We start from the raw sequence: 21658 nt of genomic DNA, 5'->3' as shown, positions 1-21658 counted from the left end.
TCAGAAAATCCAAACCATCGACCTCAACCTCGTCGAGAGATAGCATGGAGCACTGTTCGCGATGTCCTCGCACACCTGTTCGCGATGTCTCCGGTCCAAACAGGGGGGAGATCGGCTGGTCGTCAGCCTGCGTTCACCGATGCCATCCTGCCCGCAATATCGCGCAACACGGCCTCGTCCGTCGCCGAACGCATCTTCCTCGACGCCACGAGGCAGGCCTGCGAGCGCAGGATGACGCCGTCGGCCAGCACCTTGAGATGGTTGGCGCGCAGCGTCGCGCCTGACGTGGTGATGTCGACGACGATATCGGCCAATCCGGCCGCCGGCGCGCCTTCGGTGGCGCCAAGGCTTTCGACAATGCGGTAGACCTGGATGCCGTGCTTTTGCGAAAAGAACTGCTGGGTCAGGCGCCAGTATTTGGTGGCGATCCTGAGCCGGCGGCCGTGGCGCTGGCGGAAATCGGCGGCGACGTCGTCGAGGTCGGCCATGGTGTCGACATCGAGCCAGATGTCGGGCACGGCGACGACGACATCGGCATTGCCGAAACCGAGGCGGGCGATGATTTCGGCGCGCGTCTCGCAATCGGCGAGGTTTTCGCGCAAAAGGTCCTCGCCGGTGATGCCGAGATCGACCGACCCCTGGCCGATTTCGCCTGATATCTCCGAGGCAGACAGGAATGCTATCTCGACGCCGTCAAGGCCGTCGATGCGGGCGCGATATTTGCGCTCGTCGCCGGGCAGGCTGACGGCAAGCCCGGCCTTGGCCAGCACCTCCAGCGCCTGCTCCTTGAGCCGGCCTTTCGACGGGATCGCCAGCGTGATCATGGCGCCGTCTCCCGCAGCGCCTCGATGCGGTCGAGCCAGACGGAAAAACCGACGCCGGGGATCGGCGTTTTGGCGCCGAGCAGCGTCAGCAGCCGGTCGTAGCGGCCGCCACCGGCGAGCGGCCGGTCGCCATCCTGCGCCGCGATCTCGAAGACCAGGCCGGTGTAGTAATCGAGCGGCCGGCCGAAGGCGGCGTCGTAGCTGATTTCAGACATCGGCAGGCCGAGGCTTTCGATGGCCGCGGCGCGGGCTGCGAAATTCTCCAGCGCAGCCCCCAGTGAAAGCCCGGCATCGGCTGCAAAACGTTGGAGCGCTCCGGCGGCGCTGTCGAGCGGCACGTCGATTGCCAGGAAACTCTCTAGCGCCGCGAATGCCTCGTTCGACAGCCGCACGCTGCGCAGTTCGGCCTTCTCGATCAGGCGCCGCGCAATCTCGGACGGCGAACGCCCGGCCGTTGCCGACAGGCCAGCCTCTTCCATGCCGCCGGCGACATGCGCCGAAAGACCGTCGAGATCGCCATCAAGGACAAGCGCGGCGACCGCGCCGGCAAGCTGGCTGTTGCGCGGTGGATTGGCCAGATCGGCAAGGGCGGCCTCAAGCATCGGCGCCGAGCCGAAGGCGCGGGCCAGCCGCATGCGCCAGCCGCGCGGCAGGCCAAGTGCTGCCAGCACCGCCTCGAAGATGGTCTGGTCGCCGAGCGTCACCGCCAGTTCCCGGCCGGGCAGGACCAGCGACAGCAGCGCATGCGCATCGGCCAGCGAACGGGCGTCGGCGGCCGCCGTGTCGCGGTCGCCGAGATCCTCGATGCCGGCCTGGAAGAACTCGTTGCCGCCCTCGCGGCGCTGGCGAAACACCTCGCCGAGATAGGAATAGCGGCGCGGCGTGCCGGCCTGGCTGGCGATGTGGTCGAGGCAGACCGGAATGGTGAATTCCGGCCGCAGGCAAAGCGTCTGTCCGGTCTCGCTCTCGGTGAGAAAGATGCGGCGCCGCAAATCCTCGCCGGCCATGTCGAGGAACGGGTCGGCCGGCTGCAGCACCGCGACTTCGACCGCATGCGTATTTCGCGCGGCGAAGAGGCTGGTGATGTCGGATGCGATGGCGGGGCGCGAGGTCACGGCAGGCGCCCTTCCCTTCTCCCCCTGTGGGAGAAGGTGGATTGGCGCGAAGCGCCAAGACGGATGAGGGGTGCCGGAAGAAATGAGGCGTCGGCGTTCCCTGGAACACCCCTCATCCGACCGAGCTTCGCTCGGCCACCTTCTCCCACAAGGGGAGAAGGAAGCGGCGCCCTACTTGCCACGCGCCCGCTCCTCGGCCTGCGCCGCCAGTATCTTCTTCACCTCGGCGACCAGATCGCCTTCCGCCACGGTCACCTGCGCCGGTCGCGCGGCGCGCCATTCGGCGTTGTCGGCGATGTCGGCCGACATCTTCGCGCCTTCGATCAGGTCCTTGATCTGCACCTCGCCCTTGGCGCGCTCGTCGCCGCCCTGGATGACGGCGACCGGGCTACCGCGGCGGTCGGCATATTTCAGCTGCGCCTTCATGCCGGCGCCGCCGAGATACATTTCCGAGCGGATGCCGGCGGCGCGCAGCTCGGCCACCATCTTCTGGTAGCGGCCGAGGCTTTCCGTATCCTTGTCCATGGTCAGCACGACGACCGGCGCGATGACATCGGAAGTGTCGAGCTTGCCGAGGTTCTTCAGCGCCGTCATAAGGCGCGAGACGCCGATGGAAAAACCGGTCGCCGGCACCGGCTCGCTACGGAAGCGCGAGACGAGGCCGTCATAACGTCCGCCGCCGCCAACCGAGCCGAAGCGCACGATCTGGCCGTCCTCGTTGGGGATCTCGGCCAGCAGCTCGGCCTCGTAGACCGGGCCGGTGTAATATTCGAGGCCACGGACGACGGATGGGTCGATGCGAATGCGATCCTCACCGTAGCCGCTTTGTGCGACCATGGTTCTTATCTGCTCCAGCTCTGCAAGACCCTCGACAAACGAGGCATTCGTTATGCCGAGATGTTCGAGTTTCCTTTCCTCGACAAGATTGCTGAGCCCCGGGGTGATAGATCCCAGTGTCTGGACAATTTGTTCGGGATCATGCTGCGCCATGACCGTGAAATAGCTGATCACAACATCGATTTGCGCGTTACCCAGCCCGGCGCCCTTGGTAAAATCACCGCTCTCGTCCTTGCGCCCGGCGCCCAAAAGCAGGCGCACGCCCTCGACGCCCAGCTTGTCCAGCTTGTCGATCGCCCGCAGCACCTGCAGCCGGCGGCCAGCGTTCTCGTCGCCGCCGAGGCCGATCGCCTCGAGCACGCCGTCGAGCACCTTGCGATTGTTGACGCGGACGACGTAGTCGCCGCGCTGGATGCCGAGCGCCTCCATCACGTCGGCCATCATCATCGCCATCTCGGCATCGGCCGCGACACCCGGCGTGCCTACCGTGTCGGCGTCGAACTGCATGAACTGGCGGAAGCGGCCGGGACCGGGCTTCTCGTTGCGGAACACCCAGCCGGAGCGATAGCTGCGATAGGGTTTCGGCAGGCGCTCGAAATTCTCGGCGACAAAGCGCGCCATCGGCGCGGTCAGGTCGTAGCGCAGCGACAGCCATTGATCGTCGTCGTCCTGGAACGAGAACACGCCCTCGTTCGGCCGGTCCTGGTCGGGCAGGAACTTGCCGAGCGCATCGGTGTATTCGATCAGCGGCTGGTCGACCGGCTCGAAACCGTAGAGCTCAAAGACCGAGCGGATCGTCGCCATCATCTTCTCGACGGTGCGCAGATCGTCGGCGCCGCGGTCGACAAAGCCGCGCGGCAGCCGCGCTTTCATCTTTTCGGATTTGTCGGCCATGGGATGGGTACTTTGCTATGTAAACGGTGACTTATTTCGGGTCGGCGTGTCCTACCGATGCAGCCCGGAGAAGGCAAGGGTTTGCGGCTTTTCCGCGATGTCGCGGGACCAGTTGGTTCGCAAATGTCGCGCCGCCCCTCATCCGCCTGCCGGCACCTTCTCCCCGTATAGTGACGGGGAGAAGGGGAGTTGTCGCAGCCTCGGCGCTACTTGTGCAACGCTGTGATTGGCGAAACCACCGGCGGAGGCGTCCTTTCTCCCCGTCACTATACGGGGAGAAATGCCCGGCAGGGCAATGAGGGGCAGCGCAAAGCCATCAGGCAGGGCGATCGAAACAAACCGCGTCACAAATGAAACAATTGTGCCATGCGCGCGGCATCGTGCCGACACAATCCGGGCCGATAAGCGCGCCGAAACAAGGGGTTCGGGGCCATGGCCACGCTACAGAAGTTCGACATCATCGATAGCCGGGCACGCGACGCCTCGGTCCGGCTGCGGCCGGCCGATGGTTATGCCCCGAATACGAAGCAAATCGCCGGACCGTTCGAGGTCGCGGCGCAACAGCGCAGTGGACCGACCATGCGCGACGTGCTGATGACCGGACTGCTGGTGATCTATCCGGTGTTCGCCGCGCTGGCGGCCATCCTTGCCGGGTTTTTCCTGGCCGGCGCCGGCGGCGCCTGAGCCGCTATTTCGGCCGCTTGAACGCTTTCCGTTCCGCCTCGACCGGCTCGCGGCAGACGCAGCCCTCGAGATGGTCGTTGACCAGCCCCATCGCCTGCATGAAGGCGTAGACGGTGGTCGGGCCGACAAAGCTCCAGCCGCGCTTCTTCAGCTCTTTCGAAATGCGGACCGAGACGGCCGTCGTCGGATTGGCGCGCAAATGCGCGAGGTCGACGATCTCGGGCCGCTCGTGCGGGCCGGGCTCGAACTTCCAGAACCAGGCGGCCAGCGAGCCGGCCTCGTCGATGAGTTCGCGGGCGCGCTTGGCGTTGTTGATGGTCGAGACGATCTTGCCGCGATGGCGGATGATGCCGGCATTGCCGAGCAGGCGATCGACATCGGCGTCGGTGAAGGCGGCGATCTTGTCGACATCGAAGCCGGCAAACGCCTCGCGGAAATTGTCGCGCTTGCGCAATATGGTCAGCCAGGACAGGCCCGACTGAAAACCTTCGAGGCAGATCTTCTCGAACAGGCGGCGGTCGTCGGCGACCGGCCGGCCCCATTCGTGGTCGTGGTAGTGCAGATAATCCGGCAGGTTGCCGTGCCAGAAGCAGCGGGCGATGCCGTCGGGACCGGCAAGCAGACCTGTCTTTTCATCCATGGCGGAATTCCGTTCGTGTCTTGGCGTTAACGCGTTTTGACGCGGCCTTTACCGCGGCTTTACCAGATTCCTGAACCGGGCGGTAACCACACCAAAAGCTTTACTGACAGATCGGCATTTTACACATTCCGATTCATGTTTCGGTTGCCGCTTCGCGCCCAATGTCGGCGAAATCGGGGAGGCTTTGCACCCCGGCATGTTCGACGATCAAGGTGCGTTGCGATGAAGACATTCTTGTTCCCACTGTTCGGCGCCGCGGCCGTACTTGCTGCCGGCGCCGCCAATGCCAACGACCGCTATGCGGAGAGGCCGCCGGTGGTGGTCAGCCCGGATCTTTCGGCACCCTGGGTGCTGCAGCTCGGCCATGCCCCGGGCATCGTGCGGCAGAGCCGGCAAGAGGCGCAGCCGCAACGGCGCTACCGGCGGCTGGCCGAACCCGATCAGCTGCGCACCGCAGCGGTGCAGGCGCCGGCCAAGCGCATGGTGATGCGGCCGCAGATCGACCCGATCTATCTGCCGCAGGAAGTCGCCTATGACGGCCCGCAGAAGCCGGGCACGATCGTCATCGATACGCGAGAGAATTTCCTCTATCTGGTCGGGAAGAACGGTAAGGCGCGGCGTTATGGCGTCGGCACCGGCAAGCCGGGCTTCGAATGGTCCGGCACCCACAAGATCACCAACAAGCGCGTCTGGCCGGATTGGCGGCCGCCGGCGGTGATGATCGCCCGCGAAGCCGCCAAGGGCCGTTATCTGCCGACCTATCTCGCCGGCGGCATGGAAAACCCGCTCGGCGCACGCGCGCTCTATCTCGGCTCGACTGAGTACCGTATCCACGGCACCAATCAGCCCTGGACGATCGGCGGCGCGGTGTCGTCGGGCTGCATCCGCATGCGCAACGAGGACGTGGTCGACCTTTACGAGCGGGTCAATGTTGGCACGACGGTTGTAGTCATGTAATCTGCGGTTGACCTCATCGATGATTCTGCTCAGAAGCCTCGGGAGCATTGAATAACGGGGGACGGGCCGTGTGGGGATGCGGCCAGTCACGAAAGGGCAGCGCGGCAAGCCGTGCTGCCCTTTTTGTTTCCGCCAGCAGGAATTGACGGGAAGATTTTGCCGGCACGTCGCGCGACCGGCATGGCGGTTCGCTTTTCGCGCTGCCTTTTCGCGGTTGCTTTGCTATGTGGCGGCTAAAATCCAGATAAAGGCCCCATCCCGATGTCCCTTTCCGACGACAGCCGCTATCTCAGAGGCGGCCCGGTTGCTCAACGCATCATCGCCGGCGTGCGCGAGGACGCGGCGATCGCCACCGCCGAAGGCTTTCCGCCCAAGCTGGTGTCGGTCACCGTCGGCGATACCGCCGCGGTCGATGTCTATGTCCGCAACCAGCGCGCCAAGGCCGGGTTGGCCGGCATCGGCTTCGAGGAAAGGCGCTTTCGCGCCGACATCACCGCCGGCGAGCTGGAAGCGGCAATCCACGGGCTTAACGCCGACCCGCGCGTCACCGGCATCATCATCCAGCGGCCGGTGCCGGTGCACATTCCGATCAAGACGCTGCAGGCGGCGGTGCATCCGCTCAAGGATGTCGAGGGCATGCATCCGGCCTCGATCGGCAACATCGTCTACAACCAGCTCGACCTGGCGCCCTGCACCGCCGCCGCTTCGGTCGAACTGCTCAGGGAAACCGGCCTCGACCTCAAGGGGCTCGAGGTGGTGGTCGTCGGCCATTCCGAGATCGTCGGCAAGCCGATCGCGTTCCTCTTGATGAGCGAAGGCGCGACGGTGACCGTCTGTCACCACATGACGCGTTCGGTGGCGGCACACGCACGCCGCGCCGACGCACTGTTCGTCGCGGTCGGCAAACCGCGGCTGATCAAGGCCGACATGGTCAAGCCGGGCGCCGCCGTCATCGATATCGGCATCAATTCGGAAATCGGGCCGGACGGCGAGAGCCGCATCGTCGGCGACGTCGATGCCGAGAGCGTCAGGCATGTCGCGTCGTGGATCACGCCGGTGCCGGGCGGCGTCGGCCCGATCACGGTGGCGATCCTGCTGCGCAACACGATGGTGGCCCTCAGCCGGCAGCGTGCCCGCTATCAGGCAACCTACGGCACGGCAGACCGGCTGGCGGCGGAGTAGGCGCCTTCGTCACGTGTATTGCGGCACATGGCAGGTGATCCGGGACTCGTCATCCCAGAAGACGTAGAGCACGCCGCCGCTGCCCCAGAAGAAACCGGCGAGTGAATCGAACTGAAGAAGAAATTTCATTTCCCGGTCCGTTCCGGGAACGACTGGAAACTGCGGTCCCTGAATCCATGACGGCAGCCCACCAAGCCGAAACAGGTTTTGCCTTGAATTGCTTATCCCGTACGACTGCCTGAGCCACCGTTCAGGGGTCGGTGCCAACCGAACAGTTCTTTTCTCGGCGGCCTTTGCAAGCCTCTCAATGTAGGGCGAATGCAGAGGCGCGATCGGCGTCGGCACACCGGCAGCGTCGTGGGAATAATAGGTCGGTTCGAGAGAATTCGCACAGGTCTCGATACGGAGTCTGGGAAGAGGCATCGTCAGCTCATTCCCAAGATCGTCCAGCGTAATCAGATGTATCAGTCGCTCTCGACAGGTCGGGCACACTGCCGATCCTTCGCCGCCGACCGTAAGTGGCCTGCCAGTCGCCGGCAGATGCCAGGTAGGATGATTGCGATGCGTCGGAAAAGACATGTCGCTCGGAGCGCCTTCCTCAAAGCTGAAATGATGACATGCCGGGGACGAACGAGGATCATCATGCGTCAGCCAGTCTGCGAAATCGGGAATGTCGCCCAAGGTACTGTCTGGAAACAATTCCGGCGCCTGCAAGGCGACGTGAGCCAGCAGATCCTCCACGTCTATTCCGCGTTTCACTTCCACTTGCAGGAAAAATGCCAGACGAGCCAAATGCGCGTCGTCGAGAAACGAAACGGCGTCGATAATCAGATTGTCTTGCTGGACGTCGGCTTGTACCGCTGCCCTTATGAGCGCAAACAGGAATTCGGACCCATCCTTGAGATGACGAGCGATGATTGTCTGGCATTCGCCATAGCTGGCCTGGAACGTCGCCGGCGATCTGTCCGACAGCAGCCGAACGACGGTTCCAATCTCTTCTGACTTTGGGTTGGGCATCTCGGCAGTCTCATCGGCGGGTGCGCAGCAATCAAACCAATTTTGGCGGCTCGCCGCCATAGGCCCAGTCCAGCAGCTTTATCGTATGCACCACCGGCAGCTTGGCGGCGGAAGCGATCTGGGTGATGCAGCCGATATTGCCGGTGGCGACGATTTCAGCACCGGTCGCCTCGATATTCCTGAGCTTGCGGTCGCGCAACGTCGCCGAAATCTCGGGCTGCAGGATGTTGTAGGTGCCGGCCGAACCGCAGCAAAGATGCCCTTCGCGCGGCTCGCGCACGACGAAGCCGGCACGGACCAGAAGCTCCTTCGGCTGGCGGGTGATCTTCTGGCCGTGCTGCATCGAGCAGGCTGAGTGATAGGCGACGATGGTGCCCGGCTTGCGGACCGGCTCGGGCAGGTCGAGGCTTGCCAGATATTCGGTGATGTCCCTGGCCAGCGCCGAGACCCGCGCAGCCTTGTCGGCATAGGCCGGATCGAGGCGCAGCATGAAGCCGTAATCCTTGATGGTGGTGCCGCACCCGGATGCGGTGATGACGATGGCGTCGAGTCCGCCCTGCTCGATGGCGCGCGTCCAGGCGTCGACGTTCCGTCGGGCCGACGCCAAGGCAGCGTCCTCGCGCCCCATATGATGCACCAGCGCGCCGCAGCAGCCCTCGCCCGCGGCCACCACGACCTCAACGCCAAGCCGGGTCAGCAGCGAAATCGTCGTGTCGTTGATGCCGGGATCGAGCACGGATTGCGCGCAGCCGGTGAGGATGGCGACACGGCCATTTTTCTTCGCGCCCTGCCCGGCATGGACGCCCGGCGAGGCCATCGGCGAGACTGCCGGGACCGACGCCGGGGCCAGCTTCAACATCGCGCCCAAAGGCTTCAATGCCTGGATTTTCTCAAACAGGCCGGCGAATGGCTGGCCGAGCTTCGCCAGCTTGAGCGCCGCGCGGAAACGCGAGGGGTAGGGCAGCACGAAGGCCAGCATGGCGCGTGTCAGGCGATCGGCCAGCGGACGCTTGTAGGTTTGCTCGATATGGACGCGGGCGTGGTCGACCAGATGCATGTAGTTGACGCCCGACGGGCAGGTGGTCATGCAGGCGAGGCAGGACAGGCAGCGGTCGATATGGGTGACGATCTGCTTGTCGGCCGGCCGTCCGTTTTCCAGCATGTCCTTGATCAGATAAATCCGGCCGCGCGGCGAATCCAGTTCGTTGCCGAGCGTCACATAGGTCGGGCAGGTGGCGGTGCAGAAGCCGCAATGCACACATTTGCGCAGGATCTTCTCCGATTCCGCGACATGCGGATCGGCGAGCTGGGCAGCTGAGAAATTGGTCTGCACGTAAACGAATCCCTACCGTTTGAGCATGATCTTTTCCCAAAACCGGTACCCAGTTTTGGGGATCATGCTCATAATCCCAGAAACCAGCTTTCCGGGTTCTTGACCGCCTCGCCGCGCTGCAGCGCCTGCAGGCCGAGAATGCAGCGGGCGATGAACCAGACGGCAACGGCAACCATCAGCACGACACCGATGACCACGATCATCAGCAGCGCCGAGATCAGTGCATAGAGCAGGCCGATCCAGAAGGTGCGGATCAGGAATGTGTAGTGGCCTTCGACGAAGCCGCCGGCCTTGCCGCGATTGATATAGGCCAGGACGATGCCGACAATGCCGCTGACGCCGATGGCCAGGCCGGCGAGATAGAGGATGTAGATGACCAGCGCGTTGGTCGGGCCGGGCTCCAGCCAGCGGTCGGTCTGGCGTGACGTACCGTTTTGGCCTGGATCGCTCATTGTGCTCCTCCCTCGGTTGCCGGCGCGAGAGTAGCAGAGCTTGCGCCCGGCGCCATACGGCCGGGATTGAGGATATTCTTCGGGTCGAATTCGGCCTTCAGCCGCGCCGACAGTGCTGCCAGTTGCGGCGCTTGCGGTTCGAACACCGGTACGGCGGCGCGGTGCGAAGGGGTTGCGCGCACCAGCGTCGCATGGCCGCCGCCGTGTTTTCTGATCAGGCTGCGCAACAGGCCTGCCTCGGGATCGTCCTGCTGCATGCGCAGCCAGATCAGCCCGCCCTGCCAATCATAGAAGGCATCGACCGGGGCCTGCATGCGCAGCGCCAGCACCATCTGGTGGCCCCGCGACGGCGCCATCGAGACGCGCCACACCGGCCTTTCGCTGCCATCGGCGAACGGCGCGCAGTCGCGGACATTGCGCCAGACCGAGTACGAGACCGAACCGGAAATCTCCTGCAGCGGCCCAGCGTTTTTCAGCAGGTCTTTCAGCGCGGCAATGCGGTAAGCGACCGACGGGCCGAAGCCCTCGATGCGCAGCAGCGTCGCGGCATCGCTGCCGAGACTGCCGCCGGCGACCCTGGCTGCGACCCGTTCGGGAAGATGGGCAGCGCTCGACACTTCGGCGCTGGAACCCAGCGCCAGCGCCATGGCGGCGGCGGCGTGATCGTCGAGCAGGCCGCGGATGGCAAGCGTGACTTCGGTCTCGGCAGCAGGCAGCACCTTGAAGGTGACGTCGGTGAGCACCGCCAGCGTGCCCCAGCTGTTGGCCATCAGCTTGGACAGATCATAGCCGGTGACGTTCTTGACGACGCGGCCGCCGGACTTGAAGGCCTCGCCGCGCCCGGAAACGGCCGCTATGCCAAGGATATGGTCGCGCGCAGCACCCACCTTCAGCCGGCGCGGGCCGGAAAGGTTCGCGGCGAGTGCGCCGCCGATCGTGCCTCGCGCTGGCTCACCGCCGAGCAGCGGGCCGTAATCCATCGGTTCGAAGGCAAGTTGCTGGCCGTTTTCGGCAAGCAGGCTTTCGATTTCGGCCAGCGGCGTGCCGGCTTTTGCCGACAGCACCAGTTCGGCCGGCTCGTAAAGCATGACGCCGGAGAGTTTGGAAAGGTCGAGCGTATGCTCGCTCTGCTGCGGCCGGCCGATACCGCGCTTGGAGCCGTGGCCGAGGATTTCGAGCGGCGAGTCTTCGGCGGCTGCCCAAGCGACGGTGGATAGGGTTTCCGCGGCTGTTGACGGGGTGAAGGTGGTCATGGGACGGACGCGGCATTTGCAAATGCGGGAACGTCGTGTTCCTTCGCGCCCCCCTCTGTCTTGCCGGACATCTCCCCCTCAAGGGGGGAGATCGGATGCTGCGTCGGGCTTCGCCAATCTCCAGTGTTAACGGGAGGGCGAGGCGCCGAAGCTGCCAATCTCCCCCCTTGAGGGGGAGAAGTCCGGCAGGACAGAGGGGGGTGTTCAAGCGCTAACATACGCGCTCAAAACCTCGGAATGTCCGGAAACGCCACTTTCCCGCGATGCACGTGCATCCGCCCGAGCTCGGCGCATCGCCTCAATTGCGGGAAGACCTTGCCGGGATTCAAAAGATGGTTGGGGTCGAAGGCGCATTTGACGCGCATCTGCTGGTCGAGGTCGATCTGGTTGAACATTTCCGGCATCAGGTCGCGCTTCTCGATGCCGACCCCGTGCTCTCCGGTCAGCACGCCACCGACCTTGACGCAGAGCCGCAATATGTCAGCGCCGAAACTCTCCGCCTTGTCGAGTTCGCCCGGCACGTTGGCGTCATAGAGGATGAGCGGGTGCAGATTGCCGTCGCCGGCGTGGAAGACATTGGCGACGCCGAGCCCGTATTTCTGCGACAGTTCGCGCATGCCGGCGAGCACGCGCGGCAGTTCCTTGCGCGGGATGGTGCCGTCCATGCAGTAGTAGTCGGGCGAGATGCGGCCGACCGCCGGGAACGCCGCCTTGCGGCCGGCCCAGAAGCTCAGCCGCTCCTGTTCCGACTGCGACGTGCGGCATGTGGTCGAGCCGTTCCTAAAAGCAATGGCTTCGACCAGGCCGATCAGATGGTCGACCTCGACACCCGGCCCGTCCAGCTCGACGATCAGCAGCGCCTCGACATCGAGCGGATAGCCGGCCTGGACGAAATCCTCGGCGGCGTGGATGGCCGGACGGTCCATCATCTCCATGCCGCCCGGAATGATGCCGGCGCCGATGATGTCGGCAACGCATTGGCCGGCCTGCTCGCTGGTCGGGAAACCGATCAGCAGGGCACGCGCCGTCTCCGGCTTCTTCAGGATGCGTACGGTGACCTCGGTTACGACGCCGAGCAGTCCTTCGGAGCCGGTCATGACGCCGAGCAGGTCGTAGCCTTCCGCGTCGAGATGGCTGCCGCCGAGGCGCACCACCTCGCCATTCATCAGCACCATCTCGATGCCGAGCACATTGTTGGCGGTGAGACCGTATTTCAGGCAGTGCACGCCGCCGGAATTTTCCGCGACATTGCCGCCGATCGAGCAGGCGATCTGGGAGGATGGATCGGGGGCGTAATAGAAGCCCTCCTGCTCGACGGCGGTGGTGATGCCGAGATTGGTGACGCCGGGCTGGGCGACGACGACGCGGTTCTGAAAATCGATCTCGAGGATGCGGTTGAAGCGGCTCATCACCAGCAGCACCGCGTCTTCGAGCGGCAGCGCACCGCCGGAGAGCGAGGTGCCGGAGCCGCGCGGCACGACGCGGATGTTGCGGTCGCTGCAATATTTCAGCACCCGCGAGACCTGGGCCACGGTTTGCGGCAGTACAACGACGAGCGGCAATTGCCGGTATGCGGTGAGCCCGTCGCTCTCGAAGGCGCGCATGGCATTGGCGGCGTCGACGACGCCCTCGCCCGGCACCATGATGCGCATATCGGCGACGATCTCGTCGCGCCGGCGCATCGTGGCGTCGTCTGGTTTCGGCATGGCAAGGCCGGACATCGACAGCCTCCTTCGATCGACTGGTAAAAATCTTTTACCAGCGACGGTGGTCGCTTGCAAATGCCGCTTTGGCCGGGATGAGAGGCCTATGGCCGAGACAGCCTTCCGCAGCGGCAATCTGCCGCTGCGCCCCACACTACTCGCCCGGCTGCTTGCCTGGTTCGGAGTGCATGCGGCGGACGCGGCGCACGCCCCACCAGACGAGCACGACCGCGAGCGGCACCGAGGCGGCGGTGACCATTTCCGGCGCGAAGGCATGGCCGAAGATCGAGGCGCCCTTGGCGACGTAGCCGATGAGGCCGACGACATAGTAGGAAACCGCGGCGACCGAGAGCCCCTCCACCGTCTGCTGCAGCCGCAATTGCAGGCGGGCGCGATTGTTCATCGATGCCAAAAGATCGCGGTTCTGCTTCTCGACCTCGACGTCGACCCAGGTGCGCAGCAGTGTGGTGGCACGGGTGAGCTTCGTCGACAGGTTGGCCTGACGCTCCTCGACCGAACGGCAGGTACGCATCGCCGGCGCCACGCGGCGCTGCAGAAAACCGCCCCAGGTGTCGTAGCCGGGCACCGCTTCTTCGTCGAGCGCCTCCAGCCGTTCGCGCACGATGCCGTCATAGGCGCGGCTGGCGCCGAAGCGGTAGAGGCTGGAGGCGGCATCGGCCTCCAGCTCGGCGGCCAGTTCGGTCAAGTCGGCAAGCAGCGTCTGGCTGTCGCGGGTCTCGGCGACCTTCATTTCCAACGTGGTCTGGGCCAGCCTGTCTTCGATGCGGCGGGCGCGACCGGACAGCGTCAGGGCCAGCGGCAGCCCAAGCATGGCCAGCGTGCGGTAGGTCTCGATGTCGATCAGCCGCTGCGACAGTGCCCCGGTGCGCGCCGGGGTCAGGCCGCGGTCGAGCACCAGCATGCGGGTCAAGCCGTCGCCATCCTGACGGAAATCGGTGACGATGGCCGCGTTGCCGCGCTCGACCAGCGAATAGCACAGGCTGGTCGGGTCGAAGCCGGCGATCAGTTTTTCGTTCGCCGGCGTCCATTTGCGGATCTCCAGCCTGATGCCGGAAATCACCGTGCCCGGCGGCGAAAACCCGTTGCCGAAGGGTGTGTCTTCTTGCCCCCTGCCGTTTTCGGCGAGCGGGCCTTCCCAGAGATAGGTCGAGAATTCCGTGTGGCGTTCCCAGCGCAGCGAGCCCTTGCCCCATTTCATCGCGTGGTGGCGGGCGTGAGGGTCGGGCGCGGCGATGCCGAGGCGTCGCGACAATTCGGAAAGCACGGCCTGATCGATCCCGGATCCAGCTTCGGTCATGAAGGAAAGCTGCACCAGCACGCGCGGCTTTTCGACCAGCGGCTGCGGCCGGGCGTGGACCTCGCCGAGCGCGCCCGGCCGACCTTCATGCGCCGGAAAGCCCATGACGGTGCCGCCCACGGCTTTGGCGCGCAGCTGGAATTCGAGGTTGGAAGGGTCGGCGTCTGGCACGGCTGGTCCCCCGGGCTTCTGTGAGCCCTTTGGCAATGATGTCCCTCTAGAGGCAATCGTCAGGGGACGCAAACGCCCAATTTAGCTGAAGATGATATGGCGCCGCGGCTGTGAAACGGACCCGGCCCCCGGCGAATTGGATAAATAATTTGACCAGTTGGCGACGCCGGCTTTATCTTGCGCGACATCGGTTCAACCCCCAGGCATCCCGTTTGAGCGACATTTTCTCCCGGATCGAGCATTCGCGCACCGCCGACGAGGTGGTGCAGCAGATCGAGAGCCTGATCCTCGAAGGCGTCCTGCGCACCGGCGACCGGCTGCCGGGCGAGCGCGAACTGGCGCGCCAGTTCGAGGTGTCGCGGCCGATCCTGCGCGATGCCTTGAAAGCCTTGGAAGGGCGCGGGCTGTTGACGACACGGCCAGGCGGCGGCACCCATGTCGCCGATGTCATCGGCCAGCTGTTCACCAAGCCGGTGACCGACCTGATCTCGATGCATCGCAAGGCGGTGACCGACTATCTGGAGTACCGCCGGGAGATCGAGGCGGTGGCGGCCGAATATGCGGCGCGGCGTGCCACATCGGACGATCTGGCCCTGCTCGACCGCATCATGGCACGTATGGACGAGGCGCACCGGACCGGCAATTTCGACGACGAGGCGGAAATCGACGTCGAGTTCCATCACGCGATCTGCGAATGCGCGCACAACATCATCCTGCTGCACACGCTGCGCTCCTGTTATCGGCTGCTGTCGGAAGGCGTGTTCCAGAACCGGCGGCTGGTGTTCAACGTGCCGGGCGCGCGCGAGGCGCTGCTTTCGCAGCACCGGGCGATCTACACCGCGGTCAAGGGCGGCGATCCGGCTGCGGCGCGGCAGGCGGCGATGGACCACATCTCCTACGTCGAACGATCGATGGCCGAGGCCGAGCGCAGCGGCGACTGGCAGCGCGTGTCGCGGCTGAGGCTCAGGCAGCGCTCCGAGCCCGGTGGCGGCGAGCCGGCAAGAAAACAGCCGTAGGCACCGCCCAGAAAATTCAACGACGAACCAGCGAAGAACCAGCGGAAAAAAGATCCATGAGCAGCATTCTCACCATCGCCGACCTCAAGGACCTGGCGCGCCGCCGCGTGCCGAAGATGTTCTTCGACTATGCCGATTCCGGCGCCTGGACCGAAAGCACCTACCGCGCCAACGAAGAGGATTTCCAGAAGATCAAGTTCCGCCAGCGCGTGCTTGTCGACATGGACAACCGCTCGCTGGAATCGACCATGATCGGCGAGAAGGTGACGATGCCCGTGGCGCTGGCGCCGACCGGCATGACCGGCATGCAGCATCCGGACGGCGAGATGCTGGCGGCCCAGGCGGCGGAAGAATTCGGTGTGCCGTTCACGCTGTCGACAATGAGCATCTGCTCGATCGAGGATGTCGCGTCGGTGACCAGGAAGCCGTTCTGGTTCCAGCTCTATGTGCTACGCGACAAGGACTTCGTCTTCGATTTGATCGATCGCGCAAAAGCGGCGAAATGTTCGGCGCTGGTGCTGACGCTCGACCTGCAGATCCTCGGTCAGCGCCACAAGGATATCCGCAACGGGCTTTCGGCACCGCCGCGGATGACGCCGAAGCACATCTGGCAGATGGCGACCAGGCCACGCTGGTGCGTCGGCATGGCCGGGACCAAGCGCCGGAGCTTCCGCAACATCGTCGGCCATGCCAAGGGCGTCGGCGACCTCGCCTCGCTGTCGTCGTGGACGAAGGAGCAGTTCGATCCACATCTGTCGTGGAAGGACGTCGCCTGGATCAAGGAGCGCTGGGGCGGCAAGCTGATCCTGAAAGGCATACTCGACAGGGAAGATGCGCTGATGGCGGCCAGAACGGGCGCCGACGCGATCATCGTTTCCAACCATGGCGGCCGCCAGCTCGACGGCGCCTCGTCGTCGATCATGGCGCTGGAAGAGATCGCCGACGCCGTCGGCGACACGATCGAGGTGCATATGGACGGCGGCATCCGCTCCGGCCAAGACGTGCTCAAGGCACTGTGCCTCGGCGCCAAGGGCACCTATATCGGCCGGCCTTTCCTGTACGGCCTCGGCGCACTCGGCAAGGAAGGCGTTACCAAGGCGCTGGAAATCATCCGCAAGGAGATGGACATAACGCTGGCTCTGTGCGGAAAGCGTCTGGTCACCGACATGGGCAAGGATCAGCTTCGGCGCTAAAGTCCCGTGACGGCATGATGATGGAGGCGACGCAGGCATTGACGGAGCCCGGCATCAGTTTCTACGAGGCGCGCGGACCGCAAGGCATGCGCCTCTATGCGATCGGCGATGTGCACGGCCGGCTCGATTTGCTGACCGCCATGCACCGGCGGATCGAGGCGGAGCTCGGTCAAAGGCTGTCGGCCGATTGGCGCGTGATCCATCTCGGCGACTATGTCGATCGCGGCCCGGACTCCAGGGGCGTCATCGATTTCCTGATCGACGCGCAAAGACGCGATCCGCGTCACCTGATGCTCGCCGGAAATCATGATCTCGGCTTTCTCGATTTTCTCGATGTCCCCGATCCGGACGGGCTGTTCATGCGCTATGGCGGCATCCAGACTGCGCTATCGTATGGTGTCTCGCTCGGTGGGAGCAGCGCCTGGTTTGGCCGCGCCGATGCGGCACTGCGGCAAGGGCACGCCGCACTGGTCGAGGCGGTGCCGCAGAACCATGTCGAGTTCCTGCGCTCGCTGCCCTTCTCAGTGACGTTCGGCGACTTCTTCTTCTGCCATGCCGGCATCCGGCCCGGCGTTGCGCTGGAAAGCCAGAGCCGGCAGGACCTGATCTGGATCCGCGAGGTCTTCCACGATCACACCGGCCTTCATCCGAAGATCGTGGTGCACGGTCATACGCCGGTGCCCAAGGCCGAAATCACCGGCAACCGCGTCAATGTCGACACCCTCGCCTGGCAGTCGGGACACCTCACCGCGCTCGTGGTGGACGGCGCGGACAAGCATGTCCTGACAGTGACGGGTGAGCGGGCGTAGGAAACGCGTCGGATTATGAGCAGAGAGGCTAGCGAAGCGCGGCGGTGACGCCGTAGCCGTCAACGGCATTGTGGTCGTTGGCCGCGTCGGCGGAATAAATGCCGAGGCCGCACAAGACGATAGCCGACAACATGACAAAGGACAAAAAGGCTGCTTTCACGGACGTCATCTCTTGTTGAGCTTCCTGCATCTATGCACGAGCGGGTTACCAATGCGTTGAAACGCAAAATACGTCGCAAATGTCGGACGGTTTCGCGCTTCTAGGCATGTTCTGTATCGGCGGTGTGTCGCGCGGGTCACAGGAAAGGTTCATCGCGGTTGCACGCAAGATGCAGAGCGCGCGCCTTTTAGGCTGGCGGACAGACACAGGCCAAGGATGAAACGCGTTATCCCCGGCGGATTTGCCGCCGCGTGCCAAATATGCAACGTCGCCAAATACGTTGACTATATGGGCCGTCAGATCGTCGCCACCCAGGCGCGGGCGATGGCCAGGCCGGCGGCATCGGCTTGCGGTCCGTTGCGGGCCATTTCGTCGTCGAGCCGGACGGCCCAATCCGGATGGCGTTCGGCGATCAGCGGTGCGAAGGACGTGCTCCAGTCGCGAACCATCGGCCGGTCGGCCTCGAAATGAAACTGGAAGCCGTAGACGGCGCGGCCGATGCGGAACGCCTGGTTCTCGGCGACGGCGTTGCCGGCCAGCCGCACGGCAGTCTCGGGCAAGACAAAGGTGTCGTCGTGCCATTCGAAGATCGGGAATTTTTCAGGCAAGGCAGCGAGCACCGGATCGGCCTGCGCCGCCGCGGTGAGCGCGACTTCGTGCCAGCCGAACTCCGATGCGCCGCCGATCTGGTTCTCGCCGCCAAAGGCGCGCGCGACCAACTGGCTGCCGAGGCAGATACCAAGCACCGCGCGATCCCTCTCGGCAAAGTCGCGCGTCAGGTCGAGCAGGCCCGGAAAATAAGGACAGAGCTCGTCGTCCAGCGCATTCTGCGCGCCGCCGAGCACCACCATGGCGTCATGCCCGCCGCTATCTTGCGGCAGCGCGTCGCCGCGGTAGGGACGGCGCAGGTCGATAGCGGCACCCGCCTCGACAAGCGCCGCGCCGATCTGGCCAAGGCCCTCATTGTCGAAGTTCTGGACAACCAAGACCCGCATCGAAACCTGCTGACATGAAATTGATGCAACGAGCGATATCATGGCGCCAGCATTGCAGCCAACAGGGAACGCCTATGCCACTGCAAAACCGGATCGACCCGTTCGGCACCATCCATGCCGTGCCGGAGCGCGGCCTGTTCATGGGCAATCGCGGCATCATTCACGACCCCGAGACGAGAACGCTGTTGAAGAAGCGCTGGGCGCTGCAAGCCTGGATCATCTGCGTCTGCGAATTCGGCAACGTGCGGCGCGAGCCGATGGGGCGCAACCGGGCTGGCGGCAAGGCCGGCTGGACCGAGCTGTTTTTCCTCGACGAGGTGACGGCGCTTGCCGCCGGCCACCGTCCCTGCTTCTTCTGCCGGCGCGAGCGGGCCAGGGATTTTGTCCGGCGTTTCGGCGACGCCTTCGGCATTGCCGAGCCACGTGCGCCGCAGCTCGACAAGCGCCTGCACAAGGAGCGGCTGGCATCGGGCGGGCGGGCGACGAGACTGGAACCGGAAGCGCTTGCGGACTTGCCGGACGGCACGATGATCTCGTCAGGAAACAGGGCGTACGTCCTGTTTGACGGCGCCGCGCTGCCCTGGAGTTTCGGCGGTTATGGCGAACCGGTGGGGTTCGGCGGTTTTACCGACAGTCCAATCCGCCTGGTCACGCCAGCGACAACTGTTTCGGTGCTGCAGGAAGGCTACGAGCCTGTCTGGCATCCTTCCGCCGAGGCTTGACGCCGAGGGTGACGTTGCCGCATTCCTCGGCGATGCGCGCCAATTACAAGATGCAGCGGCTGTTCGTGCCGGACGGGCTTGGACCGGACATCGAGTTCGACGTCGGCCCGCAGCAGAGCCATTATCTCTCGCACGTGCTGCGGCTCGGCGAAGGCGCCGAAATTCTGGTCTTCAACGGGCGCGACGGCGAATGGTCGGCGGCGATCGCGGCGAAGTCGAAGAAGGCGTTGCGCCTGAAGTTGCTGGCATTGCAGCGGCCGCAGCCGCCGTTGCCCGATCTCGTCTATTGCTTCGCGCCACTGAAGCAAGGGCGGCTCGACTACCTCGTGCAAAAGGCGGTGGAGATGGGCGCCGGCATCCTGCAGCCGGTCATCACCCAGCATACACAAGTGGCAAAACCCGGCATCGAGCGCCTGCGCGCCAATGTCGTCGAGGCGGCCGAGCAATGCGGCATATTGGCGGTGCCGGAGCTGCGCGAAGCGGAAAAATTCGAACGCCTGCTGGCAGGCTGGGACCGGGAGCGGCGGCTGATCTTCTGCGACGAGGATGCATCGACCAACAATCCCCTGCCGGCATTGCAGGTGGTGCGGGAGAGAAAGCTCGGTCTGCTGGTCGGACCGGAGGGCGGCTTTTCCGACGAGGAACGCAAGATGCTGAGAGCGCTGCCTTTCGTTACCGCGATTCCGCTCGGGCCGCGCATCCTGCGAGCGGATACGGCGGCGGTGGCGGCACTGGCGCTGATCCAGGCGACAATCGGCGATTGGTGATCAATTCCAATTACCCGCTGGCTCAGGATTTTTCGCTTGATCGGCTACTGACATTTCGTCCATCTAGCGCCGGCAGTGGCCGCGTGTCCTTTCGGGCGCGTAAAGGACGCTGTAGCATTTGATTGGGCACCTGATCCCTTCCGAAAATCGAAGCCGATTTTCAGGGTCATGTGCGGAGGGCTCCTATGGCGCGCGATACAACCGACTTCCGGCCGATAGAAAGCGTCGACGAACTCGTCGAGCATCTGGCCGAAGGCAACAAGCCGCGCGACAAATGGCGCATCGGCACCGAGCACGAGAAATTCCCGTTCTATGTCGACGGCAATGCGCCGGTGCCCTATGGCGGCGAGCGCGGCATCCGCGCCATCCTCGAAGGCATGCAGGACAAACTCGGCTGGGACCCGATCATGGATGCCGGCCGCATCATCGGCCTGGTCGAGCCGACCGGCCAGGGCGCGATCTCGCTGGAGCCCGGCGGCCAGTTCGAGCTGTCCGGCGCGCCGCTGGAGACGATCCACCAGACCTGCCGCGAAGGCAATGCGCATCTGGCGCAGGTGCGCGAGATCGCCGAACCGATGGGCATTCGTTTTCTCGGCCTTGGCGGCAGCCCGAAATGGTCACTGGCCGAGACGCCGAAGATGCCGAAATCGCGCTACGAGATCATGACCCGCTACATGCCCAAGGTCGGCACCAAAGGTCTCGACATGATGTACCGGACCTGCACGATCCAGGTGAACCTCGACTTCGAAAGCGAAGCCGACATGCGCCGCAAGATGCAGGTGTCGCTGAAGCTGCAGCCGCTGTCGACGGCGCTGTTTGCCAACTCGCCCTTCACCGAAAGCCGGCCGAACGGCCTGCAGAGCTGGCGCGGCGAGATCTGGCGCGACACCGACAATCAGCGCTCCGGCCTGCTCGAATTCTGCTTCTCGCCCGATTTCGGCTTTGCCGATTATGTCGAATGGGCGCTCGACGTGCCGATGTATTTCGTCATCCGCGACGCCCAGTACCATGACATGACGCACATCACCTTCCGCCAGTTCATGGCGGGTGCTGCCCGCAACGACCTGCCGGACGGGCTGCCGACGATGGGCGACTGGGCGAACCATCTGTCAACGCTGTTTCCCGACGTGCGGCTGAAGCGCTTTCTCGAAATGCGCGGCGCCGATGGCGGGCCGTGGCGGCGCATCTGCGCGCTGCCGGCCTTCTGGGTCGGGCTGCTCTACGATGCGGCTGCGCTCGACGCGGCCGAGGCGCTGACCTCGAGCTGGAGCTACGACGAAGTGCTGGCAATGCGCAACGCGGTGCCGGAACAGGGCATCTCGGCGCCCTTCCGCAACACGACATTGCGCGAGATCGCCCGCGACGTGCTCGTCATCTCGCGCATGGGACTGAAGAACCGCGGCCGCAAGAACCGCGACGGCTATGACGAGACCTCGTTCCTCAACACGCTGGACGAGGTCGTCGCGCGCGGCACCACCAGCGCCGAAGAGATGCTCTCGGCCTACCACACACGCTGGGGCGGCTCGATCGAGCCGGTGTTCATGGAATACGCGTATTAACGCTTCGCTATCCGCTTGGCCGATGGTCCGGCAAATTCGCTTCAATCGGTGATGGAA

The 21658-nt window shown here is 64.5% G+C and carries 21 protein-coding genes; 9 read left to right on the top strand and 12 right to left on the bottom strand.

Going from position 1 to position 21658, the window contains the following annotated elements:
• Nucleotides 1-122 precede the first annotated feature (122 nt).
• From hisG to hisS, 3 genes are all read right to left on the bottom strand, one after another.
• A complete protein-coding gene (gene hisG, locus NKI08_RS27360) occupies nucleotides 123-824 on the bottom strand; it encodes an ATP phosphoribosyltransferase (RefSeq protein WP_352618466.1) in 702 nt (233 codons plus the stop codon).
• Entirely contained in the window at nucleotides 821-1939 is a 1119-nt protein-coding gene (locus NKI08_RS27355) for an ATP phosphoribosyltransferase regulatory subunit (RefSeq protein WP_352472679.1), read from the bottom strand. The genes hisG and NKI08_RS27355 overlap by 4 nt, the downstream gene beginning before the upstream one ends.
• A 171-nt stretch (nucleotides 1940-2110) precedes the next feature.
• Complete coding sequence (gene hisS, locus NKI08_RS27350; RefSeq protein ID WP_352773974.1) at nucleotides 2111-3670, bottom strand: histidine--tRNA ligase; 1560 nt, start codon at nucleotides 3668-3670, stop codon at nucleotides 2111-2113.
• 432 nt (nucleotides 3671-4102) lie between these two features.
• Here hisS and NKI08_RS27345 point away from each other — a divergent pair, with 432 nt between their 5' ends.
• Nucleotides 4103-4354: a hypothetical protein gene (locus NKI08_RS27345; protein ID WP_352472681.1), complete on the top strand. Its 252-nt coding sequence runs from the start codon at nucleotides 4103-4105 to the stop codon at nucleotides 4352-4354.
• Nucleotides 4355-4358: 4 nt separating this feature from the next.
• On the opposite strand, the gene NKI08_RS27340 is transcribed toward NKI08_RS27345, so the two are convergent.
• Entirely contained in the window at nucleotides 4359-4994 is a 636-nt protein-coding gene (locus tag NKI08_RS27340) for a DNA-3-methyladenine glycosylase I (protein ID WP_352472682.1), read from the bottom strand.
• A 222-nt stretch (nucleotides 4995-5216) separates the two neighbouring features.
• On the opposite strand from NKI08_RS27340, the gene NKI08_RS27335 reads away from it, so the two are divergent.
• Together NKI08_RS27335 and NKI08_RS27330 are read left to right on the top strand one after the other, a co-directional pair.
• Nucleotides 5217-5951: a L,D-transpeptidase gene (locus tag NKI08_RS27335; protein ID WP_352472683.1), complete on the top strand. Its 735-nt coding sequence runs from the start codon at nucleotides 5217-5219 to the stop codon at nucleotides 5949-5951.
• Between the two features lie 261 nt (nucleotides 5952-6212).
• Nucleotides 6213-7133: a bifunctional 5,10-methylenetetrahydrofolate dehydrogenase/5,10-methenyltetrahydrofolate cyclohydrolase gene (locus NKI08_RS27330; RefSeq protein WP_352618472.1), complete on the top strand. Its 921-nt coding sequence runs from the start codon at nucleotides 6213-6215 to the stop codon at nucleotides 7131-7133.
• Between the two features lie 9 nt (nucleotides 7134-7142).
• Here the strand turns inward: NKI08_RS27330 and NKI08_RS27325 are convergent, their stop codons facing one another.
• The 6 genes from NKI08_RS27325 to NKI08_RS27300 all read right to left on the bottom strand — a co-directional run bounded on the left by NKI08_RS27325 (nucleotide 7143) and on the right by NKI08_RS27300 (nucleotide 14380).
• Entirely contained in the window at nucleotides 7143-8210 is a 1068-nt protein-coding gene (locus NKI08_RS27325) for a hypothetical protein (RefSeq protein WP_352773970.1), read from the bottom strand.
• A complete protein-coding gene (glcF, locus tag NKI08_RS27320; RefSeq protein ID WP_352472686.1) occupies nucleotides 8182-9483 on the bottom strand; it encodes a glycolate oxidase subunit GlcF in 1302 nt (433 codons plus the stop codon). The genes NKI08_RS27325 and glcF overlap by 29 nt, the downstream gene beginning before the upstream one ends.
• 68 nt (nucleotides 9484-9551) lie before the next feature.
• Entirely contained in the window at nucleotides 9552-9935 is a 384-nt protein-coding gene (locus NKI08_RS27315) for a DUF4870 family protein (RefSeq protein WP_352472687.1), read from the bottom strand.
• On the bottom strand, nucleotides 9932-11188 hold the full coding sequence (locus NKI08_RS27310; protein ID WP_352472688.1) for an FAD-binding protein: 1257 nt from the start codon (nucleotides 11186-11188) through the stop codon (nucleotides 9932-9934). Before NKI08_RS27310 ends, NKI08_RS27315 begins: the two co-directional genes overlap by 4 nt.
• A 224-nt stretch (nucleotides 11189-11412) precedes the next feature.
• Entirely contained in the window at nucleotides 11413-12909 is a 1497-nt protein-coding gene (locus NKI08_RS27305) for an FAD-linked oxidase C-terminal domain-containing protein (RefSeq protein ID WP_352472689.1), read from the bottom strand.
• Between the two features lie 136 nt (nucleotides 12910-13045).
• A complete protein-coding gene (locus NKI08_RS27300; RefSeq protein ID WP_352472690.1) occupies nucleotides 13046-14380 on the bottom strand; it encodes a DUF3422 family protein in 1335 nt (444 codons plus the stop codon).
• Between the two features lie 212 nt (nucleotides 14381-14592).
• On the opposite strand from NKI08_RS27300, the gene NKI08_RS27295 reads away from it, so the two are divergent.
• From NKI08_RS27295 to NKI08_RS27285, 3 genes are read left to right on the top strand one after another with little or no spacing between them, the layout of a single operon-like run.
• Nucleotides 14593-15396, top strand: coding sequence for a FadR/GntR family transcriptional regulator (locus NKI08_RS27295; RefSeq protein WP_352541779.1), 804 nt, complete (start codon nucleotides 14593-14595; stop codon nucleotides 15394-15396).
• Between the two features lie 56 nt (nucleotides 15397-15452).
• Nucleotides 15453-16589 (top strand): alpha-hydroxy acid oxidase, encoded by a 1137-nt coding sequence (locus NKI08_RS27290; RefSeq protein ID WP_352773966.1) that lies wholly within the window; start codon nucleotides 15453-15455, stop codon nucleotides 16587-16589.
• Between the two features lie 38 nt (nucleotides 16590-16627).
• Nucleotides 16628-17398, top strand: a complete 771-nt coding sequence (locus NKI08_RS27285; protein WP_352616719.1) for a metallophosphoesterase — start codon at nucleotides 16628-16630, stop codon at nucleotides 17396-17398.
• Between the two features lie 28 nt (nucleotides 17399-17426).
• On the opposite strand, the gene NKI08_RS27280 is transcribed toward NKI08_RS27285, so the two are convergent.
• Both NKI08_RS27280 and NKI08_RS27275 read right to left on the bottom strand, forming a co-directional pair.
• Nucleotides 17427-17567, bottom strand: coding sequence for a hypothetical protein (locus tag NKI08_RS27280; RefSeq protein WP_292664785.1), 141 nt, complete (start codon nucleotides 17565-17567; stop codon nucleotides 17427-17429).
• A gap of 287 nt (nucleotides 17568-17854) precedes the next feature.
• The gene (locus tag NKI08_RS27275) at nucleotides 17855-18553 is read right to left on the bottom strand and encodes a type 1 glutamine amidotransferase (protein WP_352472693.1); all 699 of its coding nucleotides are present in this window, start codon (nucleotides 18551-18553) and stop codon (nucleotides 17855-17857) included.
• A gap of 74 nt (nucleotides 18554-18627) precedes the next feature.
• On the opposite strand from NKI08_RS27275, the gene NKI08_RS27270 reads away from it, so the two are divergent.
• The 3 genes from NKI08_RS27270 (at nucleotide 18628) to NKI08_RS27260 (ending at nucleotide 21601) form a co-directional block, all read left to right on the top strand.
• A complete protein-coding gene (locus NKI08_RS27270; protein WP_352616707.1) occupies nucleotides 18628-19275 on the top strand; it encodes a hypothetical protein in 648 nt (215 codons plus the stop codon).
• 32 nt (nucleotides 19276-19307) lie between these two features.
• The gene (locus NKI08_RS27265; protein ID WP_352472734.1) at nucleotides 19308-20042 is read left to right on the top strand and encodes a 16S rRNA (uracil(1498)-N(3))-methyltransferase; all 735 of its coding nucleotides are present in this window, start codon (nucleotides 19308-19310) and stop codon (nucleotides 20040-20042) included.
• A 185-nt stretch (nucleotides 20043-20227) separates the two neighbouring features.
• Nucleotides 20228-21601, top strand: coding sequence for a glutamate--cysteine ligase (locus tag NKI08_RS27260; RefSeq protein WP_352773963.1), 1374 nt, complete (start codon nucleotides 20228-20230; stop codon nucleotides 21599-21601).
• The last annotated feature ends 57 nt before the right edge of the window (nucleotides 21602-21658 follow it).

It is taken from the genome of Mesorhizobium sp. M0768, from assembly GCF_040320195.1.
GTDB lineage: Bacteria > Pseudomonadota > Alphaproteobacteria > Rhizobiales > Rhizobiaceae > Mesorhizobium.
Note: the sequence above shows the minus strand (reverse complement) of the source record. Positions and strands in the feature narration are given on the sequence as shown.

Coding starts and splice junctions, on each gene's coding strand:
- NKI08_RS27280 (WP_292664785.1), bottom strand. CDS start 17,567: ATGACGTCCGTGAAAGCAGCCTTTTTGTCCTTTGTCATGTTGTCGGCT.
- NKI08_RS27265 (WP_352472734.1), top strand. CDS start 19,308: ATGCGCGCCAATTACAAGATGCAGCGGCTGTTCGTGCCGGACGGGCTT.
- NKI08_RS27305 (WP_352472689.1), bottom strand. CDS start 12,909: ATGTCCGGCCTTGCCATGCCGAAACCAGACGACGCCACGATGCGCCGG.
- NKI08_RS27315 (WP_352472687.1), bottom strand. CDS start 9,935: ATGAGCGATCCAGGCCAAAACGGTACGTCACGCCAGACCGACCGCTGG.
- NKI08_RS27335 (WP_352472683.1), top strand. CDS start 5,217: ATGAAGACATTCTTGTTCCCACTGTTCGGCGCCGCGGCCGTACTTGCT.
- NKI08_RS27290 (WP_352773966.1), top strand. CDS start 15,453: ATGAGCAGCATTCTCACCATCGCCGACCTCAAGGACCTGGCGCGCCGC.
- NKI08_RS27270 (WP_352616707.1), top strand. CDS start 18,628: ATGCCACTGCAAAACCGGATCGACCCGTTCGGCACCATCCATGCCGTG.
- NKI08_RS27340 (WP_352472682.1), bottom strand. CDS start 4,994: ATGGATGAAAAGACAGGTCTGCTTGCCGGTCCCGACGGCATCGCCCGC.
- NKI08_RS27310 (WP_352472688.1), bottom strand. CDS start 11,188: ATGACCACCTTCACCCCGTCAACAGCCGCGGAAACCCTATCCACCGTC.
- NKI08_RS27330 (WP_352618472.1), top strand. CDS start 6,213: ATGTCCCTTTCCGACGACAGCCGCTATCTCAGAGGCGGCCCGGTTGCT.
- hisS (WP_352773974.1), bottom strand. CDS start 3,670: ATGGCCGACAAATCCGAAAAGATGAAAGCGCGGCTGCCGCGCGGCTTT.
- NKI08_RS27325 (WP_352773970.1), bottom strand. CDS start 8,210: ATGGCGGCGAGCCGCCAAAATTGGTTTGATTGCTGCGCACCCGCCGAT.
- NKI08_RS27275 (WP_352472693.1), bottom strand. CDS start 18,553: ATGCGGGTCTTGGTTGTCCAGAACTTCGACAATGAGGGCCTTGGCCAG.
- NKI08_RS27345 (WP_352472681.1), top strand. CDS start 4,103: ATGGCCACGCTACAGAAGTTCGACATCATCGATAGCCGGGCACGCGAC.
- hisG (WP_352618466.1), bottom strand. CDS start 824: ATGATCACGCTGGCGATCCCGTCGAAAGGCCGGCTCAAGGAGCAGGCG.
- NKI08_RS27260 (WP_352773963.1), top strand. CDS start 20,228: ATGGCGCGCGATACAACCGACTTCCGGCCGATAGAAAGCGTCGACGAA.